General features: G+C 63.5%; 22 protein-coding genes and 1 other RNA gene. 12 read left to right on the top strand and 11 right to left on the bottom strand.

Features of this window, described 5'->3' with window-relative positions:
- Positions 1 to 576 (top strand): SDR family oxidoreductase (locus tag RT424_RS15070; RefSeq protein ID WP_313439907.1); only part of this gene is annotated, 576 nt, incomplete at its 5' end.
- Here RT424_RS15070 and RT424_RS15065 read toward each other — a convergent pair.
- From RT424_RS15065 to RT424_RS15050, 4 genes are all read right to left on the bottom strand, one after another.
- Positions 573 to 1,367, bottom strand: a complete 795-nt coding sequence (locus RT424_RS15065; protein WP_313439904.1) for an alpha/beta hydrolase — start codon at positions 1,365 to 1,367, stop codon at positions 573 to 575. The two genes, RT424_RS15070 and RT424_RS15065, sit on opposite strands and share 4 nt — an antisense overlap.
- 43 nt (positions 1,368 to 1,410) lie before the next feature.
- Positions 1,411 to 2,163: a 3-oxoacyl-ACP reductase FabG gene (locus tag RT424_RS15060; RefSeq protein ID WP_313439901.1), complete on the bottom strand. Its 753-nt coding sequence runs from the start codon at positions 2,161 to 2,163 to the stop codon at positions 1,411 to 1,413.
- A gap of 73 nt (positions 2,164 to 2,236) precedes the next feature.
- Positions 2,237 to 2,731 carry a flavin reductase family protein gene (locus tag RT424_RS15055; protein ID WP_313439898.1) on the bottom strand — a complete coding sequence of 165 codons (495 nt, stop codon included), beginning with the start codon at positions 2,729 to 2,731 and terminating at the stop codon, positions 2,237 to 2,239.
- Between the two features lie 26 nt (positions 2,732 to 2,757).
- Entirely contained in the window at positions 2,758 to 3,651 is an 894-nt protein-coding gene (locus RT424_RS15050) for a LysR family transcriptional regulator (protein ID WP_313439941.1), read from the bottom strand.
- Between the two features lie 145 nt (positions 3,652 to 3,796).
- Between RT424_RS15050 and RT424_RS15045 the strand changes: the two genes are divergently transcribed.
- From RT424_RS15045 to mmsB, 7 genes are all read left to right on the top strand, one after another.
- Positions 3,797 to 5,290 (top strand): CoA-acylating methylmalonate-semialdehyde dehydrogenase, encoded by a 1,494-nt coding sequence (locus tag RT424_RS15045; RefSeq protein ID WP_313439895.1) that lies wholly within the window; start codon positions 3,797 to 3,799, stop codon positions 5,288 to 5,290.
- Positions 5,291 to 5,428: 138 nt separating this feature from the next.
- Positions 5,429 to 5,923 carry a hypothetical protein gene (locus tag RT424_RS15040; RefSeq protein ID WP_313439892.1) on the top strand — a complete coding sequence of 165 codons (495 nt, stop codon included), beginning with the start codon at positions 5,429 to 5,431 and terminating at the stop codon, positions 5,921 to 5,923.
- 19 nt (positions 5,924 to 5,942) lie between these two features.
- On the top strand, positions 5,943 to 7,100 hold the full coding sequence (locus RT424_RS15035; protein ID WP_313439889.1) for an acyl-CoA dehydrogenase family protein: 1,158 nt from the start codon (positions 5,943 to 5,945) through the stop codon (positions 7,098 to 7,100).
- Between the two features lie 12 nt (positions 7,101 to 7,112).
- The gene (locus tag RT424_RS15030) at positions 7,113 to 8,186 is read left to right on the top strand and encodes an enoyl-CoA hydratase/isomerase family protein (protein ID WP_313439886.1); all 1,074 of its coding nucleotides are present in this window, start codon (positions 7,113 to 7,115) and stop codon (positions 8,184 to 8,186) included.
- The gene (locus tag RT424_RS15025; protein WP_313439884.1) at positions 8,183 to 8,569 is read left to right on the top strand and encodes a hypothetical protein; all 387 of its coding nucleotides are present in this window, start codon (positions 8,183 to 8,185) and stop codon (positions 8,567 to 8,569) included. The genes RT424_RS15030 and RT424_RS15025 overlap by 4 nt, the downstream gene beginning before the upstream one ends.
- The gene (locus tag RT424_RS15020; RefSeq protein ID WP_313439881.1) at positions 8,566 to 9,348 is read left to right on the top strand and encodes an enoyl-CoA hydratase-related protein; all 783 of its coding nucleotides are present in this window, start codon (positions 8,566 to 8,568) and stop codon (positions 9,346 to 9,348) included. The genes RT424_RS15025 and RT424_RS15020 overlap by 4 nt, the downstream gene beginning before the upstream one ends.
- A 55-nt stretch (positions 9,349 to 9,403) precedes the next feature.
- Positions 9,404 to 10,285, top strand: a complete 882-nt coding sequence (gene mmsB / locus RT424_RS15015) for a 3-hydroxyisobutyrate dehydrogenase (RefSeq protein WP_409521511.1) — start codon at positions 9,404 to 9,406, stop codon at positions 10,283 to 10,285.
- 233 nt (positions 10,286 to 10,518) lie between these two features.
- Here the strand turns inward: mmsB and RT424_RS15010 are convergent, their stop codons facing one another.
- The 4 genes from RT424_RS15010 to RT424_RS14995 are packed head-to-tail and all read right to left on the bottom strand — an operon-like array spanning position 10,519 to position 13,171.
- Positions 10,519 to 11,073, bottom strand: a complete 555-nt coding sequence (locus tag RT424_RS15010) for an NUDIX hydrolase (RefSeq protein WP_313439879.1) — start codon at positions 11,071 to 11,073, stop codon at positions 10,519 to 10,521.
- Positions 11,070 to 11,753 carry a hypothetical protein gene (locus RT424_RS15005; RefSeq protein ID WP_313439876.1) on the bottom strand — a complete coding sequence of 228 codons (684 nt, stop codon included), beginning with the start codon at positions 11,751 to 11,753 and terminating at the stop codon, positions 11,070 to 11,072. Before RT424_RS15005 ends, RT424_RS15010 begins: the two co-directional genes overlap by 4 nt.
- Before the next feature lie 10 nt (positions 11,754 to 11,763).
- A complete protein-coding gene (locus RT424_RS15000) occupies positions 11,764 to 12,561 on the bottom strand; it encodes a TPM domain-containing protein (RefSeq protein ID WP_313439874.1) in 798 nt (265 codons plus the stop codon).
- Between the two features lie 4 nt (positions 12,562 to 12,565).
- The gene (locus tag RT424_RS14995) at positions 12,566 to 13,171 is read right to left on the bottom strand and encodes a LemA family protein (protein WP_313439871.1); all 606 of its coding nucleotides are present in this window, start codon (positions 13,169 to 13,171) and stop codon (positions 12,566 to 12,568) included.
- A 185-nt stretch (positions 13,172 to 13,356) separates the two neighbouring features.
- Here RT424_RS14995 and mscL point away from each other — a divergent pair, with 185 nt between their 5' ends.
- Both mscL and ssrA read left to right on the top strand, forming a co-directional pair.
- Positions 13,357 to 13,782 (top strand): large conductance mechanosensitive channel protein MscL, encoded by a 426-nt coding sequence (gene mscL / locus RT424_RS14990; RefSeq protein WP_313439868.1) that lies wholly within the window; start codon positions 13,357 to 13,359, stop codon positions 13,780 to 13,782.
- Positions 13,783 to 13,827: 45 nt separating this feature from the next.
- Positions 13,828 to 14,232: a transfer-messenger RNA gene (gene ssrA / locus RT424_RS14985) on the top strand.
- 74 nt (positions 14,233 to 14,306) lie between these two features.
- Here ssrA and RT424_RS14980 read toward each other — a convergent pair.
- Positions 14,307 to 14,579: a hypothetical protein gene (locus RT424_RS14980; protein WP_313439935.1), complete on the bottom strand. Its 273-nt coding sequence runs from the start codon at positions 14,577 to 14,579 to the stop codon at positions 14,307 to 14,309.
- A 364-nt stretch (positions 14,580 to 14,943) separates the two neighbouring features.
- Here RT424_RS14980 and RT424_RS14975 point away from each other — a divergent pair, with 364 nt between their 5' ends.
- Positions 14,944 to 17,076, top strand: a complete 2,133-nt coding sequence (locus RT424_RS14975; RefSeq protein ID WP_313439866.1) for a malate synthase G — start codon at positions 14,944 to 14,946, stop codon at positions 17,074 to 17,076.
- A gap of 184 nt (positions 17,077 to 17,260) precedes the next feature.
- The gene (locus tag RT424_RS14970) at positions 17,261 to 17,557 is read left to right on the top strand and encodes a hypothetical protein (RefSeq protein WP_313439863.1); all 297 of its coding nucleotides are present in this window, start codon (positions 17,261 to 17,263) and stop codon (positions 17,555 to 17,557) included.
- 31 nt (positions 17,558 to 17,588) lie between these two features.
- Here RT424_RS14970 and rsmA read toward each other — a convergent pair whose 3' ends face one another.
- Together rsmA and RT424_RS14960 are read right to left on the bottom strand one after the other, a co-directional pair.
- The gene (rsmA, locus tag RT424_RS14965) at positions 17,589 to 18,416 is read right to left on the bottom strand and encodes a 16S rRNA (adenine(1518)-N(6)/adenine(1519)-N(6))-dimethyltransferase RsmA (RefSeq protein WP_313439860.1); all 828 of its coding nucleotides are present in this window, start codon (positions 18,414 to 18,416) and stop codon (positions 17,589 to 17,591) included.
- The coding region (locus tag RT424_RS14960) for a 4-hydroxythreonine-4-phosphate dehydrogenase PdxA (RefSeq protein WP_313439857.1) at positions 18,413 to 18,850 on the bottom strand (438 nt) is incomplete at its 5' end. The genes rsmA and RT424_RS14960, both read right to left, overlap by 4 nt.

The raw sequence follows: 18,850 nt of genomic DNA, 5'->3' as shown, positions 1-18,850 counted from the left end.
GCGTTTCCCAGTTTTCTGGACGATACGCTGGAGGATTTCGACCGGGTGATGCGCGTCAACGTGCTCGGCCCCATGCTGGGCACGCGCAATGCGGCGCGGATCATGGCGGAGTCGGGAAAAGGCGGCGTGATCCTCAACAACGCCTCGATTGCGGGAATGCTGGCGGGCCATGCGATGATGACCTATCGCGCATCAAAGGCGGCGCTGATCCAGTTCTCCAAGTCCTCCGCCATCGATCTGGCGCGGCACGGCATCCGGGTGAACTGCATCGTGCCCGGCCACGTGCGCACCGAATTGTCTTCGTTCGGTGAGCAGGGGGCCGATAGCGAGCTGGCCTCCCGGATAGAGGAGGGGGTCAATGCGGTGTACCTCTCCAACCAGCTGATCAAGCGTCGGGGCGAGCCGGAGGACGTGGCGCAAGTTGCCCTGTTCCTGGCCAGCGACCGTTCGCGCCACATGACCGGCGCGGTGATCCCCGTGGAAGGCGGCGTGACCGTGGGCGATCCGGTAAACCATCTGGAGCAGATTTTCGAAGCCCGGGCGGCAGCATTCGCAGCTATGGAGCAGCCTGCCTAGCGGCCTATCACAAGGAACGCGGCGATCTCGCGAGCGATTTGCGCCGGCACTTCCAGATTGAGCAGGTGGCCGACCTCTTGATGATCGATCCTGGTTACATGCTCGCTTGCGGCATCGATCAGGTCGGCCATAAGCCGGAAATCCTCGGTGTCGCGGCTGCCGGTGAGGAGCAGCGTCGGCACGGCGAGATCGGCCAGGCGGTCCACTTCCGGAAGTTCGGGGCGGTGATCATCCTCTATCCATTGACGGCCGTGAAAGGCTTCGATCCCGGCCCGAAGCTTGGCTGCCCCACAACTCTCGCGCGTACTTTCGAACAAGGGGTGGTTCCACCAGAGCTTGCGTGCGGCCGCGATGTCGCCAGTGCGCGCGGCACGTCCGATCGCCTTCCAGCGCTCGACCCAGTCCATGCTCCATGACCAGCCGACCATAAGCGGACTCACCAACACCAGCTTTCGCACGCGTTCCGGATGGTCGAGGGCGAAATTGAGCACGGTGCCGCCACCAAGCGAGAGGCCGCATAAGTCCGCCTGCGCGATTTCCAGCCCGTCGAGCAAGGCCAGCAGATCCTCGGCATGGGAATAGGGCTGGCCGGGGGTATGCGAAGAGTTTCCGAAGCCGCGCTGGTCGTAGGCGATCAGCGTAAGGTCGGCGGGCAGCGCGGCTTCGACCGGCTCCCAATCATGTCGGGAGCCGCCAAAGCCGTGGACCAGCACGAGGGGCGTTCCCGAGCCTTTCCGCTGTGAACCGGTCAAGCTTGCGCCGACCGTCTCGATGATGAAGTCCTGCGTCATACCGGGCAGGCTAGCGCGCCCCTCGGCGTGACGCACTGACAAATCAGGCCGAGCCCATGTAGCGCCCGCCATTGGTGCTGATCGTCTGCCCCGTCATGTAGCTGGCTTCCTCGGAGGCGAGGAATGCGGCGGCGGCGGCGATGTCCGCCACCTGGCCCAGCCGCTTGACCGGCAGCGTCTTGCCATAGGCTTCGGCGTCGATCGGCGCCTGGCGCAGCATCGGCGTGTCTATCGAGCCCGGCGGGATCATGTTCGCGGTTATGCCGGTGCCGCCCAGTTCCATCGCCAGCGCCTTGGTCATGCCAAGCAGCCCGCCCTTCGACGATACATAATGGCTCTGTGCGAAGGATCCCGATTGCGTGGACGAAGAGGTGATGTTGATGATCCGGCCCCACTGCGCGGCCAGCATGTCGGGCACGATCTCCTTGGTGACCAGCCAGGGGCCCTTGAGATTGATGCGGATCACCTTGTCGAACTCGTCATCCTCGATGTCGAGGAAGGGCGTGAAGGGAGCGATTCCCGCGTTGTTCACAAGGATCCCGATCGGACCGAACGTGTCGCGCGTCTTGTCGGCAGCAGCCTTGATCGCGGCCTTGTCGGAACAATCGACAGTGACGGCGATGGCCCTGCCGCCTTCGGCTTCGATCAGGCGCACGGTTTCGGCCGCGCCTTCGGGGTTGAGATCCCATACGGCTATCGCGGCCTTGTCCTCCGCAAGCCGGATGGCGATGCCGCGCCCGATGCCCGAGCCGCCACCGGTGACGACGGCGACTTTGCCTTCAAGCGAACGTGTCATACATTTTCCTCTCGCCAATGGCTGTTGTGCTGAACGGGTGAACAGCACGCGCTGCGAGAGTCAAGAAGCGAGGCTACATCCGCTCGGCAAAACCGCCGTAGCGGCCTTTGTGGAACAGCATGGGATCGTCCTCGCGAACGACTTCCATTTGCAGCACCTCGCCCAGCACGAACCAGTGGTCGCCTGCTTCCGTCGCAGAGTAGAGGCGGCATTCGATGGCGGCGATGGAATCCTTGATGATCGGCAGGTTGTGGCCGGAGACGATGTAGTCGACTCCCACGAACTTCTGGTCGCCCCTGGCCGTGACGGCGCGGCAGACCTCCGTCTGGTCGCTTGCCATGACGTTCACGCAGAAGTGCCCGGCCTTCTCGATCAGCGGCCAGGAGGTGCTCTTGCGATCGGGGAAGAAGCCAACTAGCGGCGGATCGAGCGAGACGGAGGTGAACGAGCCGACCACCATGCCCGCAGGCCGGTCGTCGTCGTCGAGGGCGGTGATCACGCAGACGCCTGTCGGGTAGCTGCCCAGCACCTTGCGGAATTCTGCCGGATCGATGGTCGTAGTGGTCACTGGGTGGTTCATCCTGTCGGTAGTCATCAGGGTTTCAGTATTCCCTCCATGCGCGCGACCGTTTCGTCAAGCCACTGGCGGAAAGCTACGACACGCGGCAATTTGCGTATGTCCTGGTGGGTGACGAACCAGAAGCTGCGCCGGATGCGCCGTTCGGGCAGCACGGGAACCAGTCGGGGGTCGGTTTCGGCCATGAAGCAGGGCAGCACGCCCAACCCGCCGCCGCTGGCGACCAGGCCGTGCTGCGCGGTGATGCTGGGAGACCGGATCGCGGCTTTCAGACCGGGCTGGATTTCGTCCAGATACCGCAGTTCCGGCGAGTAGATCTGGTCGGGTATGTAGCCGACGAGGGCGTGACCATCGAGCAGGTCGGCTGGGCGCGTGGGCGTGCCGTGCCGCTCCAGATAGTCCTGCGTGCCGTAAAGCCGCAGCATGTAGTCGGAGAGCTTGTGGGCCACCAGCGGGCCGGTGCGCGGCCGCGAGAGCATCACGGCGACATCCGCCTCGCGCCGGGTGGGGCTGAGGAAGCCGCTGCTGGCGATGAGATCGATGGCGAGGCGAGGGTGCGCGGTCTGGAACAGAGGCAGGTGATGCGCGAGGAACCAGCACCCGAACCCCTCCGAAGTGCTGATCCGCAAGGTACCGTAGAGCCCGTCGTTTCCTTCGGTTTGCTCGGTGATCCGCCCGGCCGCGCTTGCCATGGCTTCCACGGAGGAGAGCAGGGCCTCGCCCGCCTCGGTAAGCTCCTGCCCGCTGCGCGTCTGCTCGAAGAGGGCGGTGCCCAGCGAGGCCTCCAGGCGGCGCAGGTGACGGCCCACGGTCGTGGGATCCACGCCCAGCGCGCGTGCAGCGCCCGCCAATTGCCCCGCCCGGGCGATGGCGAGGAAGGCCTGATAGTCGCTCCAGTCGATCGAGGGCATCGTCACGGCGGAAAGTGGTCCTGAAGGCTGCAGATGTGCAGTTATCGATGGCGTATTTTCAGCTTGCCTGCAAATCGGACCGGGACCACCTACCGTGGAAAGAGCACCTGGAGTGCTTGCCGAATATATTGCGAAAGGATGAGGAATGCGCCTGATTGACCACTTCGTTGTCGGTGGAAGCGGCGGTTCGGCCGCGCGTCTCGGCGATGTTTTCAACCCCAGCACCGGCGCGGTGCAGGCGCAGGTTCCGCTGGGCGACGCGGCGCTGCTCGACCGCGCGGTGGCGACGGCGCAGGCGGCGCAGCCCAAGTGGGCGGCGATGAACCCGCAGCGCCGCGCCCGTGTGCTGTTCAAGTTCAAGGAACTGATCGAGCAGAACATGCAGAGCCTCGCCGAACTGCTGGCGAGCGAGCATGGCAAAGTGGTGGACGATGCCAAGGGCGACATCCAGCGCGGGCTTGAGGTCGTTGAGTTCTGCTGCGGCATCCCGCATATGCTCAAGGGTGAATATACCCAGGGCGCCGGACCGGGTATCGACGTCTATTCGTTGCGCGCGCCGCTTGGCGTGGGAGCGGGCATCACGCCGTTCAATTTCCCGGCGATGATCCCGATGTGGATGTTCGCGCCTGCCGTTGCGGTGGGGAATACTTTCATCCTCAAGCCTTCCGAGCGCGATCCTTCCGTGCCCAACCGCCTTGCCGAACTGTTCCTGGAAGCGGGCGCACCCGAAGGCGTGCTGCAGGTGGTCCATGGCGACAAGGTGATGGTGGACGCGATCCTCGACCATCCGGGCATTGCCGCCGTCAGCTTCGTGGGCTCGTCCGATATCGCGCACTACGTCTATTCGCGCGGCGTTGCCGCCGGCAAGCGGGTGCAGGCGATGGGCGGGGCGAAGAACCATGCCATCGTCATGCCCGATGCGGATATGGACCAGGCCGTCAACGACATCATGGGCGCGGCCTATGGCTCGGCGGGCGAGCGCTGCATGGCGCTGCCGGTCGCCGTGCCGGTGGGTGACGAGACTGCCGACATCCTGCGTGAAAAGCTGATCGCCGCGATCGACAAGCTGAAGGTCGGCGTGTCGAACGATCCCGAGGCGCAGTATGGACCGGTCGTCACCGCCGTGCACAAGCAGAAGATCGAGAACTGGATCCAGACCGGCGTCGACGAAGGCGCGGAGCTGGTCGTCGACGGTCGCGGCTTCGCGCTCCAGGGGTATGAGGAAGGCTTCTTCGTAGGCCCGTCGCTGTTCGATCATGTGACGCCGGAAATGAGCGCCTACAAGGAGGAAATCTTCGGCCCCGTCCTCCAGATCGTCCGCGCCAAGAGCTTCGAGGAAGCGGTGGAGCTTCCCACGAAGCACCAGTACGGCAACGGTGTCGCCATCTTCACGCGCAATGGACATGCCGCGCGCGAATTCGTGAACCGCGTGCAAGTGGGCATGGTGGGCGTCAACGTGCCGATCCCGGTGCCGGTCGCCTATCACAGCTTCGGCGGCTGGAAGCGTTCGGCCTTCGGCGATCACAACCAGTACGGCATGGAAGGCGTGCGCTTCTGGACCAAGGTGAAGACCGTCACCCAGCGCTGGCCTGATGGCGGTGCGGGAGACAGCGCCTTCATCATTCCGACGATGGGCTGACGGGGCGGAACGGGGGCGCTGGAACAGCGGGGCAGGCCAGCACGGCAGACCAGCAGGGCCCATCGCGGTATCGCTCGGAACAGGTTATGCAAGGCGGGTGTTCTCTCGGGAACGCCCGCTGAAAGGAAAGGACGCCTGATGATGAAGATCGGCAGTGCATTCACCCCCGCCCTGGTCATGTCGATGCTCGCGCTGGGTCTGGCCGGCTGTTCGAAAAAGCCGGCCGAGCCTGTCGCCACGGAAACGGCGAGCGGCTTGCCGAACGTCTCATCGCCGGAAACGGCAACGATGCCCGCCAGCGAGCCGGCGGCTGTTCCGACGGCGATCCCAAGGGCCCTGCAAGGCAGGTGGGGTCTTGTCGATGCCGATTGCACCAGCACTATGGGCGATGCCAAGGGCTTGGTCACGATCGATGCCGATACGCTGAAGTTCTACGAATCGGTGGCAAAGCTCGGCACGATCAGGTCCGGCTCTCCCACCGCTCTCGACGGCGAATTCGCCTTTACCGGGGAAGGCCAGAGCTGGAAGCTTGACGTTTCGCTCTCCTCTCCTGACGACGGTAAGACATTGATCCGCAAGGATACCGGGCCGGATGCCATGCCCGGCACGCTGACATACACCAAATGCCCCTAAGGGCCTGACAGGGACCGAGATGAGCCAACAGTTTGAAACGGGGCAATTTGGCCTGACGGAGGACCAGCTTGCGATCCAGGAGACCGCGCGCAAGTTCACCGCCGATCGTATCACGCCCTTCGCGGCCGAGTGGGACGAGAAGCACCACTATCCGGTCGAGGTCTGGAAAGCCGCCGGAGAGCTGGGCTTCGGCGCGATCTACGTTTCGGAGGAAAGCGGCGGTATCGGCCTCGGCCGCCTCGATGCGGCGCTGATCATGGAGGCCATGTCCTACGGCTGCCCGGCAACCAGCGCCTATATCTCGATCCACAACATGGTCGCGTGGATGATCGACAGGTTCGGTGATCGGCAGCTCAAGGACCGCTATCTTCCCGATCTGGTGGCGATGGAGAAGATCGGCTCCTACTGCCTCACCGAACCGGGTTCCGGCTCGGACGCGGCGGCGCTCAAGACTACCGCTCGGCTTGATGGCGATCACTACGTTCTCAATGGCACCAAGCAGTTCATCTCGGGCGGGGGGTACAACGACGTCTATGTCGTTATGGCCCGCACCGGCGAGCACAAGTCGCGCGGGATTTCCTGCTTCGTGGTCGACAAGGACACGCCCGGCGTCAGCTTCGGCGCGCCGGAGAAGAAGCTCGGCTGGAATGCCTCGCCCACCGCGCAGGTGATCTTCGAGGACGCCCGGATCCCGGTGGAGAACCGCGTCGGTGCCGAAGGCGACGGTTTCAAGTTCGCCATGGCCGGTCTTGACGGTGGACGTCTCAACATCGGGGCCTGCTCGCTTGGCGGCGCGCAGCGCTGCCTCGACGAGGCGGTGCAGTATGTGAAGGATCGCAAGCAGTTCGATCAGCCGATCGCCGAATTCCAGAACACCCAGTTCCGTCTTGCCGACATGGCTGCCGAACTGGAGGCCGCTCGCGCGCTGCTCTATCTCGCCGCCGCCAAGGTCACGGCCGGCGCGCCGGACAAGACGCGGTTTGCCGCGATGGCCAAGATGATGGCCAGTGACACCGGATCCTCGGTGGTCGATCGGGCGCTGCAATTGTTCGGCGGATACGGCTATCTTCGCGACTATCCCATCGAGCGGTTCTGGCGCGACCTTCGCGTCCATCGTATCCTCGAAGGCACCAACGAGGTCATGCGCATGATCATCGGCCGCGACCTCCTCAAGTAAGGGGCAGAGCGAATGACCACCGATACCTTGCCCATCGACGCCCAGGCTGCGGAAATCCTCGATCGCCGTGAAGGCGTGGCGGGGGTGATCTCGCTCAATCGCCCCAAGGCGATCCACGCGCTGACGCTCGGCATGTGCGAATCGATGAGCGCATTGCTGTCCGAGTGGAGCGGTGAAGACGGCGTGAGGGCCGTGATGATCGAGCATAGCGAAGGGCGCGGGTTCTGCTCGGGCGGGGACATCAACCTGCTGCGCCGTTCCGCACTGGAGGACCACGGGGAGGAAGGGCGAAAGTTCTTCCTCGCCGAGTACCGGCTCAACCATCAGCTTTTCACTTACGGCAAGCCCGTGGTCGCCTTCATGGACGGTATCACGATGGGGGGCGGCGTCGGCATCTCGCAGCCGGCACAGTATCGCGTGGCGACCGAACACACGCGCTTCGCCATGCCTGAAACCGGCATCGGCCTGTTTCCCGATGTCGGCGGCGGCTGGTACCTTTCGCGCCTGGACGGCAGGCTGGGCCATTACCTTGCGCTCACCGGGGCACGGCTCGATGGCGCCGAGTGCCTATGGGCAGGGCTGGCCACGCATTACCTGCCGAGTGACGCGCTGCCCGAAGCCAAGCGCCGCATCGCCGCCGGGCACGAGATCGGCGGCGTGCTGGGGGCGCTTTCTGTCAAGTCGCCCGAACCGAAGATTGCCGCTCACGCGGGGCAGATCCGCAAGCATTTCGCTTTCGATACGCTGGAACAGATACTGGCTTCGCTGGAAAGCGACGACAGTGAATGGGCGGCCCGCGAACTGGCCACCTTGCGCACCAAGAGTCCTCAGGCCTGCAAGGTGGCGCTGCGCCAACTCGAGACCTCGCTAACTCTGGACACGTTCGCGCAGAACATGGCGATGGAATACCGAATCGGCAGTCGCGTGCTGGTCCTGCCGGACTTCGCCGAAGGCGTTCGAGCCGTGATCGTCGACAAGGACCATGCGCCGCGATGGAACCCGCCATCTCCTGACCAAGTGACATCGGCCATGCTGGACGCCATTTTCGAACCCCTTGGGCCAGAGCGGGAATGGAGGCCTTCTTGACCTTCGCAGATCCGATCGAGTTCTATCACCTTGTCAAGAAATCCTGGGCCCCGGATACCATTCCCGACAGCTTCGATCCTGCCAACCCATGCCGCAATCAATGCGCGGTAACGGCACTGGCGGTGCAGCACTATTTCGGCGGGGACATCGTCAAGACGGTGACGAAGGGCGGCACGCACTTCTACAACCGGATCGAGGGTCGCTTCTGGGATCTCGCCACTGACCAGTTCGACGAGCCGATTCCCTACGACAACACGCCGACCTCTGCCGAGGAAGCTCACGAACATGCCAGTCCGGCGCATCTCGCCGCGCTGATCGCCAACATCGAAGGCAATTGGCAAGCCGAGACCTGCCAAGCCAATATCCAAAGGAACCCGCGATGAGCTATGAGACAATCCTGGTCGAGAAGAAGGGCAAAGTCACGCTCATCACGCTCAATCGGCCGCAGGCACTCAATGCGCTGAACTCGAAGGTTCTCGAAGACCTGATCCAGGCCTTCGCCGCTTTCGAAGCCGACGCATCGCAAGGTTGCGCCGTGATCACCGGCTCGGGCGAAAAGGCTTTTGCGGCAGGCGCCGACATCAAGGAAATGGTCGATAAGGCAGGCGCCGAGTTCTACGCGCAGGATTTCTTCGCGGGCTGGACCAGCCAGATCGTCAAGACCACGCGCAAGCCCTGGATCGCCGCCGTGAACGGTTTCGCGCTCGGCGGCGGCTGCGAACTGGCGATGATGGCGGACTTCATCATCGCGTCCGAGAACGCCAGGTTCGGCCAGCCCGAGATCAAGCTGGGTGTCGCTCCCGGCATGGGCGGGTCGCAGCGCCTTGCCCGCGCGGTGGGCAAGGCCAAGGCCATGGACATGTGCCTGACCGGCCGGATGATGGACGCGGCCGAAGCCGAGCGTTCGGGCCTTGTCAGCCGCATAGTGCCACTGGACCAGCTTCTCGACGAAGCCCTCAAGGCGGCCGAGGCTATCGCGGGAATGCCGCCGCTTGCCGCAATGATGAACAAGGAAATGGTCAATCTGGCCTTCGAAACCACTCTGGATACGGGCCTCATCATGGAGCGCCGCATGTTCCAGGTGCTGACGGCGACCGAGGACAAGGCCGAAGGCATGGCGGCCTTCGTCGAGAAGCGGCCGGGGGTCTGGAAGGGCAAGTGAGAGTGCCCGTGATCCCGCTTCGCGCGGGGATCACGGGTCACGTCTGCATGGGAGAGTGGAGAACGTCATGAAAATCGCTTTCATCGGCCTCGGCAACATGGGCGGCGGAATGGCTGCCAATCTCGTCAAGGCAGGGCATCAGGTCCGCGCCTACGACCTTTCCGCCGAAGCCGTCGCCAAGGCTGCCGAGCAGGGGTGCACGACGTTCGGCACGGTGTCCGAAGCGGTCCAGGGTGTGGATGCGGTCGTCACCATGCTGCCGAACGGCGCGATCGTTCGTTCGGTCTATTCGGGTGAGGTCTTCGGCCATGCCCCGGCGGGCGCGCTGTTCCTTGATTGCTCCACCATCGACCTGGAGACTGCGCGCCAGGTGGTCGCCCTTGCACAGGACGCAGGCTACGAAATGGCCGACGCGCCCGTTTCAGGCGGGATCGCGGCGGCGAATGGTGGAACCCTAACGTTCATGGTCGGAGGAAGTGAAGCGGTCTTCCAGCGTGCGCAGCCGGTGCTCGAACCTATGGCCAAGGCGGTTATCCACGCCGGCGAGACGGGGGCAGGGCAGGTTGCCAAGATGTGCAACAATATGCTGCTGGCAGTCCACATGATCGGCACTTGCGAGGCACTGGCCCTGGCGCAGAAGGCCGGGCTTGACCCGCAGACCTTCTATGAGATCAGCTCCAAGGCCACCGGCTACTGCTGGTCCCTCAACGATTATACGCCGATGCCCGGCGTCGGTGCGGCCAGCCCGGCAGATAACGGCTATGCCGGCGGGTTCGCCTCGGCGCTGATGCTGAAGGATTTGCGACTGGCCATGGCCGGCGCGGAAACTTCCGGCGCAACAGTGCCGATGGGCGAACATGCGATGAAAATCTATGAGGCTTTCGTGGAGGCGGGCAACGGCGGAAAGGACTTCGGGGCGATCTTCACGACGCTTTGAAGCCGAAAGCGATTGGAGCAGGGCGGGGCGCTAGGCTTCCCGCTGTTTCTGTCTTGCCAGCACGAACCGCGGAACCTTCATCCCCTTGGTCCGACTGGTCAGATGGTACTGCCTGCACAGCGCGCAGCGATAGGGACGCAAGGAAACCGTAGCTTTCGCCGCTGCTTCCAACGCCTCCGTCTCGTCGGCATAGCGCCGTTTGCGCTGGCAGATCCCGAAGCTGGTCCGCACGTTCAGCCCAGCAATCGTGCACCCAGCAGCAGCAGGAGCTTCACGTCCATCGCATAGCCTGCCTTGCGCCATTCGGTGATCGCCTGCTCGATCTCGGTCAGCGGTACGCGGTGAACCACGATATCCTCGCTGTCCACACCGCCGCCTTCGCCCACTTTCTCCAGATCGTGCGCACGGAACAGTGTGAAGCTCTCACTGACCATGCCGGGCGAAGAGTGGAACTCGCCCATGTTCTCGATGCGGCCGGCACGATAGCCGGTCTCCTCTTCCAGTTCCCGCGCGGCAGCAACGCTGGCATCCTCATCGGCGAAGTCGTCATGGTCGCCGACGAGCCCGGCAGGCAGCTCGATGCAGCGCTTGCCAAGCGGGACGCGATACTGGTCCACGAGGATGACGTGGTTTTCGGGATCGACCGCCAGTATCACGGCGGCGCGAATACCGCGCGCGCGGCCGACATATTCCCATCGTCCCCGCTTGCGCGCGGTGATGAATCGGCCTTGCCACATGACTTCCTCGGGCGCCTCGGCGTCGGGAGGGAGTATAATATCGGCGCTCATAGTTCGATCAGCCTGTCGGGAAGTTCGTTCACATCGTTTTCGGCGCGAGGAAAATGCTCGGAAAGGATCGCGCCGACCTTGCCCACCGCGACGATCATGCCGTCACAGACTCGCCCCTGGCCGACGTGGGCCAGCATGGCTGACATGGCCTGGCCCCAGACGTCCGGGTCGACCTTTTCGGCAATGGCGCGATCGGCCACGATCTCGGCGCGATGCTCTCGCATCGAAAGATAGATGAGCACGCCTGTTCGGCCGGTGGTGCGCTGCTCGGCGCCGACGCGGAAAGCGCGAACGGCGTGGGCATGGACCCGCATCGTCTTGATCCGGGGCGGGATCAGCCAGAACTTGAGGGGCAGCCAGAGCTGCAAGAGCAACATCGCGCCGAATTTCACGGCCGCCACCCCGGCCGCCAGGCCGATGATCATGCTTGGAGTCCATTCATGGCCCCAATCCGCCAGCAGGCTGTCGTAGAGGTCCATGTAGAAGTCGGGCGCTATCACCAGCGCGGCCAGGGCGAGGAAAGCCACGATGGCCGACCACGCCAGTGCCACGTCGGTGTATCCGTCCGATCGATCGGCCAGCACCGTGACGATTTCACCGGCGCTGTGCATCTCGGCTTCGCCGACCGCCGCGCTGATGCGCGCGTGGTCCTCGGCCGAGAGATAAATGGGTGATGGCATCGTCCGTCCCCTACCAGCTACCGCTCGCACCGCCGCCGCCGAAACTGCCGCCGCCGCCGGAAAAACCCCCGCCGCCACCGAAGCCTCCGCCGCCCCAGTGGTCGTCATCGTCGCCGCCGAAGCTACCCGGCATCCAGATGATGGGGCCGCCAAAGCCGCCCCGGCGACGTCCGCCGCCGCGCGCCTCGTTTATCATCGGCATGACGACAAAGAAGATGATGATGAGGATGAAGACGATCGTTCCGATCGGGAACCCGCCGCCACCCTGTTTGCGCGATGCGTCGGCATCGGCCGCCACCTTGCGTGCCTGGTCGGGCGGCAGGGTAAGCTGCTTTACGAGTGCATCGACACCCGCCTCAATGCCACCCGGATAGTCGTTTTCCTTGAAGCGCGGCAGGATATCGTTGTTGACGATCAGGAACGACAGACCATCGGTCACGATCGGTTCAAGGCCGTAGCCAACCTCGATCCGAACCTTACGCTCGTTTGGCGCGACGATCAGCAGGGCGCCGCTGTTCTTGTCCTTTTCCCCGATCCCCCAGGCGCGGCCGAGCTGGTAGCCGTAGTCCGAGATCTCGTAGCCCTGCAGGCTTGGCAGAGTGACGACGACAAGCTGACGGCCGGAGTTCTTCTCCAGCGCATCCAGCTTCTGCGTGAGCTGGGCTTTGACATCGTCCGGGATGATCTTGGCGTCATCGACGACGCGCCCGGTCAGCTTGGGAAAGGCGGGTTCGGCCACTGCCTGCTGGGCCAGCAGCGTACCGAAAACCAGCAGGACGGCCGCGAGAACGGCCCGCAGATAGCTCACAGGATCAGATCTTGCCTTCGAGGCTAGGCGCCACGTCCGCGCCCGGCGTCGCTGCCTGATAGGGCACCAGCGGGTCCGCGCCGCGCAGCTTCGCGCCGATCATCGTCGGGAAAGTGCGGACTTCGGTGTTGAAGTCCTGCACCGCGGCATTGTAATCTCGTACGGCAATGCGGATGCGGTTTTCCTGACCTTCGATCTGGGTCTGGAGCATCTGGTAGTTCACGATCGACTTGAGATCGGGGTATTGCTCAACGCTGACGAGAAGGCGCGACAGGCTTTGGCCGAACTGCGATTGCGCGGCCTGGAACTGCTGCATCTTGGCGGGATCGTTGAGATCTTCCGCATTGATCTGCACGCTGGTTGCCTTGGCCCGTGCCTCCACCACGCCGGTGAGGATTTCCTTCTCTTGCGTCGCTGCGCCCTTGGCCACGGCGGCCAGGTTGGGCACCAGGTTCGCGCGTTCCTGGAAGGCGGCCTGAACGTCGGCCCACTTGGCCTTGGCGGCTTCCTGCTTGGTCGGAACCGAGTTGAAGCCGCAGGCCGCGAGCGACAATGCCGCCGCGAGGGCGAGCACGGCGCGGCTCTTGCGGGCCAGGTTCGAAAGGCTCATGCGTGATCCTCCTGATCGGCGCAGCGGTGGCCGCGCCTGTTGAGCGAATAGATAGCAGTCGCCCGTTCCGGTTCAAGGACAGTCGCATCGTGAAACTTCTTGGCGCAACCGATTGTTAGCTACAACTTGATGTGGCAGGCAATCCGTGTCGGTCATGCACCGCACAGGATCGAGGGAAACGATTCATGCTTCAGGAATTCAAGACTTTCATCGCACGCGGCAACGTGCTCGACCTTGCCGTTGGTGTGATCATCGGCGCCGCCTTCGGCAAGATCGTGGCGTCGTTGACCGACGATGTCATCATGCCTTTCATCGGCCTTGTCACCGGCGGTATCGACTTCAGCAACAAGTTCGTCGTGCTGGGTTCGATTCCGGCGGGCTATACCGGGCCAATGACCTATGCCGGGCTCAAGACGGCAGGCGTCGCCATGTTTGGCTATGGCGCTTTTCTCACCGCGATCATCAACTTCCTCATTCTCGCCTTCGTGATCTTCCTGATCGTGCGCCAGGCCAACCGCCTGCTGCCCAAGAAGGACGAGCCCGCCAAGCCGACGGGGCCCACCGAAGTTGAGCTGCTCGCGGAAATCCGGGACACGCTCAAGCAGCGCTGAATTTCCACAACGATATGTCCTAGGGAAGGGGCGGGCGACATCCCGCCCCTTTTCATTTCCGCGCGCGACCCTATATAGGGTCCTGCCGGTTTCGACCGGCTATGATGATAAACTGCGCCGTACAATAGGCACAGCGGACCCGGGGGCGGTACCCGGCGGCTCCACCATCACCCGTCCAACCTTCAGGTTGGCAACCCTGTTGTCGCAGGGGTGATGACGGGGCCGAACTAGGATCGACGTGTGTTGAAAAGCGGTGTTTTCATTCGGGCTGAGTAACCCGTTCAAGGCTCAAAACTCACAAGTGCCAACGACAACGAAGCACTCGCTCTCGCCGCGTAATTCTAGGGCCTAACGGCCTGACGTTACAAAGCTAAAGCGCGGTTGGACCCACCGGGCAACAGAAGGGATTCCAGGGGTCCGGGGTGTACCTTGCAACAGAAACACCCCACCTTCCTTCATCCTTGCAGCGGTTTTCACGGGTTCTCCCCGTTCGGGGCCACGCGCCGCCTTCCCGCCGTGAGCAGCTATACCAGTTGCTCGGTTTCGGACGAGGTTTTTGCCTCCTGCGCCAGGGCTTGTTGCTGCGCCTGTTCGAACTTGAGGCAGTCCAGGATTTTCGCGCCCGCCATGAACACCGCGCCGGTGCAGGCAAGGAACAGCAGTTTTCCGCCCCAGCCAGGGAAACGCGTGAGGTAAGCGCTGCCACGTTCCACCGCTCCGAGCGCCAATGCGTAGATGATCATGAATGCTTCCCAGCGGGTCTTGATCACGAAAAGGCGGCTGATCCTGCGAAACATTTCCATCCTTCCACCGCGCTTGCCATTGCCTGTAGGCAACATTCGGACGATCCGCCTGTTCCCTTGACTGGCTTGTTTCCTCAGGCCGACAAGCGCACTTGGCGCTGCTTGTCCCTTCAAGCGTCCAGACAGTTTTCTCTGTAAGCCCTTCGGAGGCAAGGTATAAGCTGGTCCAACCTGGTGCCACTTTGGGACGAAGACGGATGAGGCGCCGCAGTATGGCGGGAGTGGGGTGATTTTCCGGTTTGCCTCGCTGGCCGGTATGAGGCATAGCGGGCGGGTTCCTCCCCAGGACAATCTTGAACAGATGTCACTGACGCAGCACGTGCCGCATGGCGCTTGCGCGCATGGATTGCGAGGGAACATGACGGACAGAGTTGAACGTTCCGGCCTGCGGGTCGATGCCGCCTTGGCGCGATTCGTCGAAGAGCAGGTGCTGCCGCCGATCGGTCGGGATGCAGCGGGCTTCTGGAGCGGATTTTCCTCTTTGCTGACGGAACTGGCGCCGCGCAATCGTGCCTTGCTTGAACGGCGCGATGCATTGCAGGCCCTCATCGATTCCTGGCATCTGCAACGGGCCGGAAAAGCCATCGACCAGCACGAGTACCAGCAGTTCCTGCGGGAGATCGGCTATCTCCTGCCGGAACCCGGCGAATTCACAATCACAACGCAGGGCGTCGATGCCGAGATCGCAACGATGGCCGGCCCGCAACTGGTCGTTCCGGCGCTCAACGCCCGTTTCCTGCTCAACGCCGCCAATGCGCGCTGGGGCAGCCTTTACGATGCCCTCTACGGCACAGACGCCCTTGATGCCGAGCCGGCCACCAGGAAAGGGTACGATCCCGCGCGCGGGGCGGCGGTGATCGCCGAGGGGCGTCGTTTCCTCGACAAGGCGCTGCCGCTGGCCACGGGCAGTTGGGCCGACCTCGAAAGTCTGGATGTCGATCTGCGCGATCCGGGGCAATACCTGGGTGAAACGCAGGGCGGAAAGCTTTACCGTTCCAACGGTTTGGCGATCGAAATCGTCATCGATCCTTCCAGCGACGTTGGGCGATCGGACCGGATCGGGATCGCCGATATCGTCCTGGAAGCGGCGTTGACGACGATCGTCGACTTGGAGGATTCAGTTGCCGCCGTCGATGCGCAGGACAAGTTGGCCGCCTATGCCAACTGGCTTGGCGTCATTCGTGGTGACCTGACCGATACGTTCCAGAAGGGCGGCCGCACGCAGACCCGGCAACTCGCGCCCGACAAGACGGTTTCAACGCCATCCGGTGACATCATTTCACTTTCTGGAAGAAGCCTGCTGTTCGTCCGCAACGTTGGCCATCTGATGACCAATCCGGCCATCTTGCAGGCCGATGGAGCGGAAATTCCCGAGGGGATCATGGATGCCGTCCTGACCAGCGCCATCTCGGCCCAGGATGTCGAAGGGCTTACCCGCTTTGGAAACAGCCGGGAGGGGGCGATCTATATCGTCAAGCCCAAGATGCATGGTCCGGAGGAGTGCGCCTTCACCAACGACCTGTTCGATGCAGTGGAAGATCTGCTAGGACTGCCGCGCCATACGATCAAGGTCGGCGTCATGGACGAGGAGCGGCGCACGTCGGCCAATCTGGCGGCCTGCATCCATGCGGTGAAGGACCGGATCGTCTTCATCAACACGGGCTTTCTCGATCGTACTGGAGACGAAATCCATACGTCGATGCGGGCGGGGCCGATCATCCGCAAGAATGCGATCAAGGGATCTTCCTGGATCGCTGCCTACGAGACGCGCAACGTCGCCATCGGCCTTCGTCACGGCCTATCGGGTGTCGCGCAGATCGGTAAGGGCATGTGGGCCGCGCCCGATCGGATGCGCGACATGCTGGAGCAGAAGATCGGGCATCCGCGCACCGGGGCCAACACTGCCTGGGTGCCTTCTCCTACCGCCGCCACGCTCCATGCCATGCACTACCACGAAGTCGACGTTTTCGGGCTGCGCGAAGAGATGAAGGGCGCCGACGTTCCGGGCCTCGACCTGCTCCTTCAAGTGCCGCTGGCGGACGGGACCAACTGGTCCGAGGAAGAGATTCGGGACGAACTCGACAACAATGCGCAGGGCCTGCTGGGCTACGTGGTTCGCTGGATCGATCAGGGCGTCGGATGTTCGAAGGTTCCGGATATCGAGGATGTCGGCCTGATGGAAGATCGCGCGACATTGCGCATTTCCAGCCAGCATATGGCCAACTGGCTGTTGCACGGCGTCTGTTCGGAAGATCAGGTCATGGATGCGTTGCGACGCATGGCGGCCAAGGTGGATGCGCAGAACGCGGGGGATCCGCTCTACGAACCGATGGCGGGCAACTGGGACACCTCGTTTGCGTTCCGTGCTGCCTGCGATCTGGTTTTCAAAGGTGTGGACCAACCGAACGGCTACACCGAGCCGCTGCTCCACGCGTGGCGCCGGCGGAAAAAGGAAGATCTGGCCCTGGCCGGAAATTTCGCCGAAGCCTGACTCTCGTATTAACTTTAATTTGATCTATCGCCCCCAAAGCACTATTCAAAGGATTGTTCGCTAGGGGGGCCCGGCGTTGAAGAGACAGAATGTTGACCGTGCCCTGGGGCACGATTTGCCCGGAACTCCGTCGAACGGAGATTCGGTTGGCGATGATACCGCAGAGTCGAACGAGCACGCGCGCGTGGTACGTCTGGATGCCCGGCGTGCCTCCCGCGATGCCGCAGGCGCGGGGAAGTCCGATCAGGATCCGCTGCCGGTTGCCTTGGCCGTTGAGGCCATGCGCTTCCCACGCGATCGTGGGGTGGCGGCCATGCTCGCTTCCGATGGTCCGATCGCAGCGCGCGTGATCCAGCTTGCGCTGATGGCGCTTGGCGTGGCGGTGGCTTTCTGGGTCGCTTCGCAGCTCGCCAAGCCCGACCTTGGCGCCGGCGATCTGGACGATCGGCAGGCTTCCACCTCCCAATCACCCGAGCAGTAGGGCACCCAATCAGTAAAGCCGCTCTGGCAGCTCAGGCCCGGGTCAGTTCTCGCGCGATATCGACGAATTCCGCTACAGACAGCGTTTCAGCGCGGCGCTGAGGATCGATTTCCAGCCTTTCCAGCGCGGCCAGCGCGCCCGGAACGCCCTTGAGGCTCTGCCGCAGCATCTTGCGGCGTTGGCCGAAGGCAGCTTCCGTCACGCGCTCCAGCACCCGCATCGACACGCCTTCCGGTGCCTCGCCGGGCACGACATGGACGATGGCCGACATGACCTTGGGCGGCGGCGTGAAGGCGCTGCGATGAACTTTCATCGCCAGCTTCGATTTAGAGCGCCACTGCGCCAACACGGCGAGCCGGCCATAGGCCGAGGTGTCAGGCTCGGCGACGATGCGGCGCGCCACTTCCTCCTGGAACATCAGGGTCAGCGAAGACCATTGCGGCGGCCATGCCTCGCTCGAAAGCCAGCCGGTGAACAGCGCCGTCCCGACATTGTAGGGCAGATTGGCAACGATGGCGTAAGGACCGTCGAACAAGTCGGCGGGTGCGATCTTCATCGCATCGCCTTCGATGACCTTGAGCTTGCCGGGAAAGGCCGCTTCGAGTTCTGCAAGAGCGGGCAGGCAGCGGCGGTCCATCTCGATGGCGGTCACCGTGGCGCCTGCGCGCAGCAGGGCGCGGGTGAGGCCGCCGGGGCCGGGCCCGACTTCCAGCACCTGACGGCCTTCAAGCTCGCCTGGAATCGCGGCGATGCGATCCAGCAAATGCTCGTCGAACAGGAAGTTCTGGCCCAGCGCCTTCGAGGCCGAGAGGCCGTGACGGGCGATGATTTCGCGAAGAGGAGGCAAAGTGACGCTCATGCCGCATTCTCCTGCAAAAGCCTGCGGCCCGCGCATTGTCCCGCCATGCGAAGAGCCGCGATCGTCGCGCCCGCGCTGGCGAGGTTCTTGCCGGCTATGCCGAAAGCGGTGCCGTGATCGGGCGAGGTGCGCACGATCGGCAGGCCGAGCGTGACGTTGACGCCGGCATCGAAATCGAGCGTCTTGATGGGAACGAGCGCCTGGTCGTGATACATGCAGAGCGCCACGTCGAATTTGTGCCGCTCGTGGGCCGCGAAAAGGGCGTCGGCGGGGTGCGGGCCGGTCACGGCAAGACCCTCGGCGACGAGGGCGTCTATGGCGGGCACGATGACCTCTATCTCCTCGCGGCCCATGCGGCCGTCTTCTCCGGCATGCGGGTTGAGGCCGGTGATCGCGATACGGGCAGGCGACAGGCCGAAGTCGCGGGCGAGCGC

The sequence above is a fragment of the Novosphingobium sp. genome, assembly GCF_032093395.1.
Lineage (GTDB): Bacteria > Pseudomonadota > Alphaproteobacteria > Sphingomonadales > Sphingomonadaceae > Novosphingobium.
This window is presented reverse-complemented; position numbering and strand designations above follow the sequence as displayed.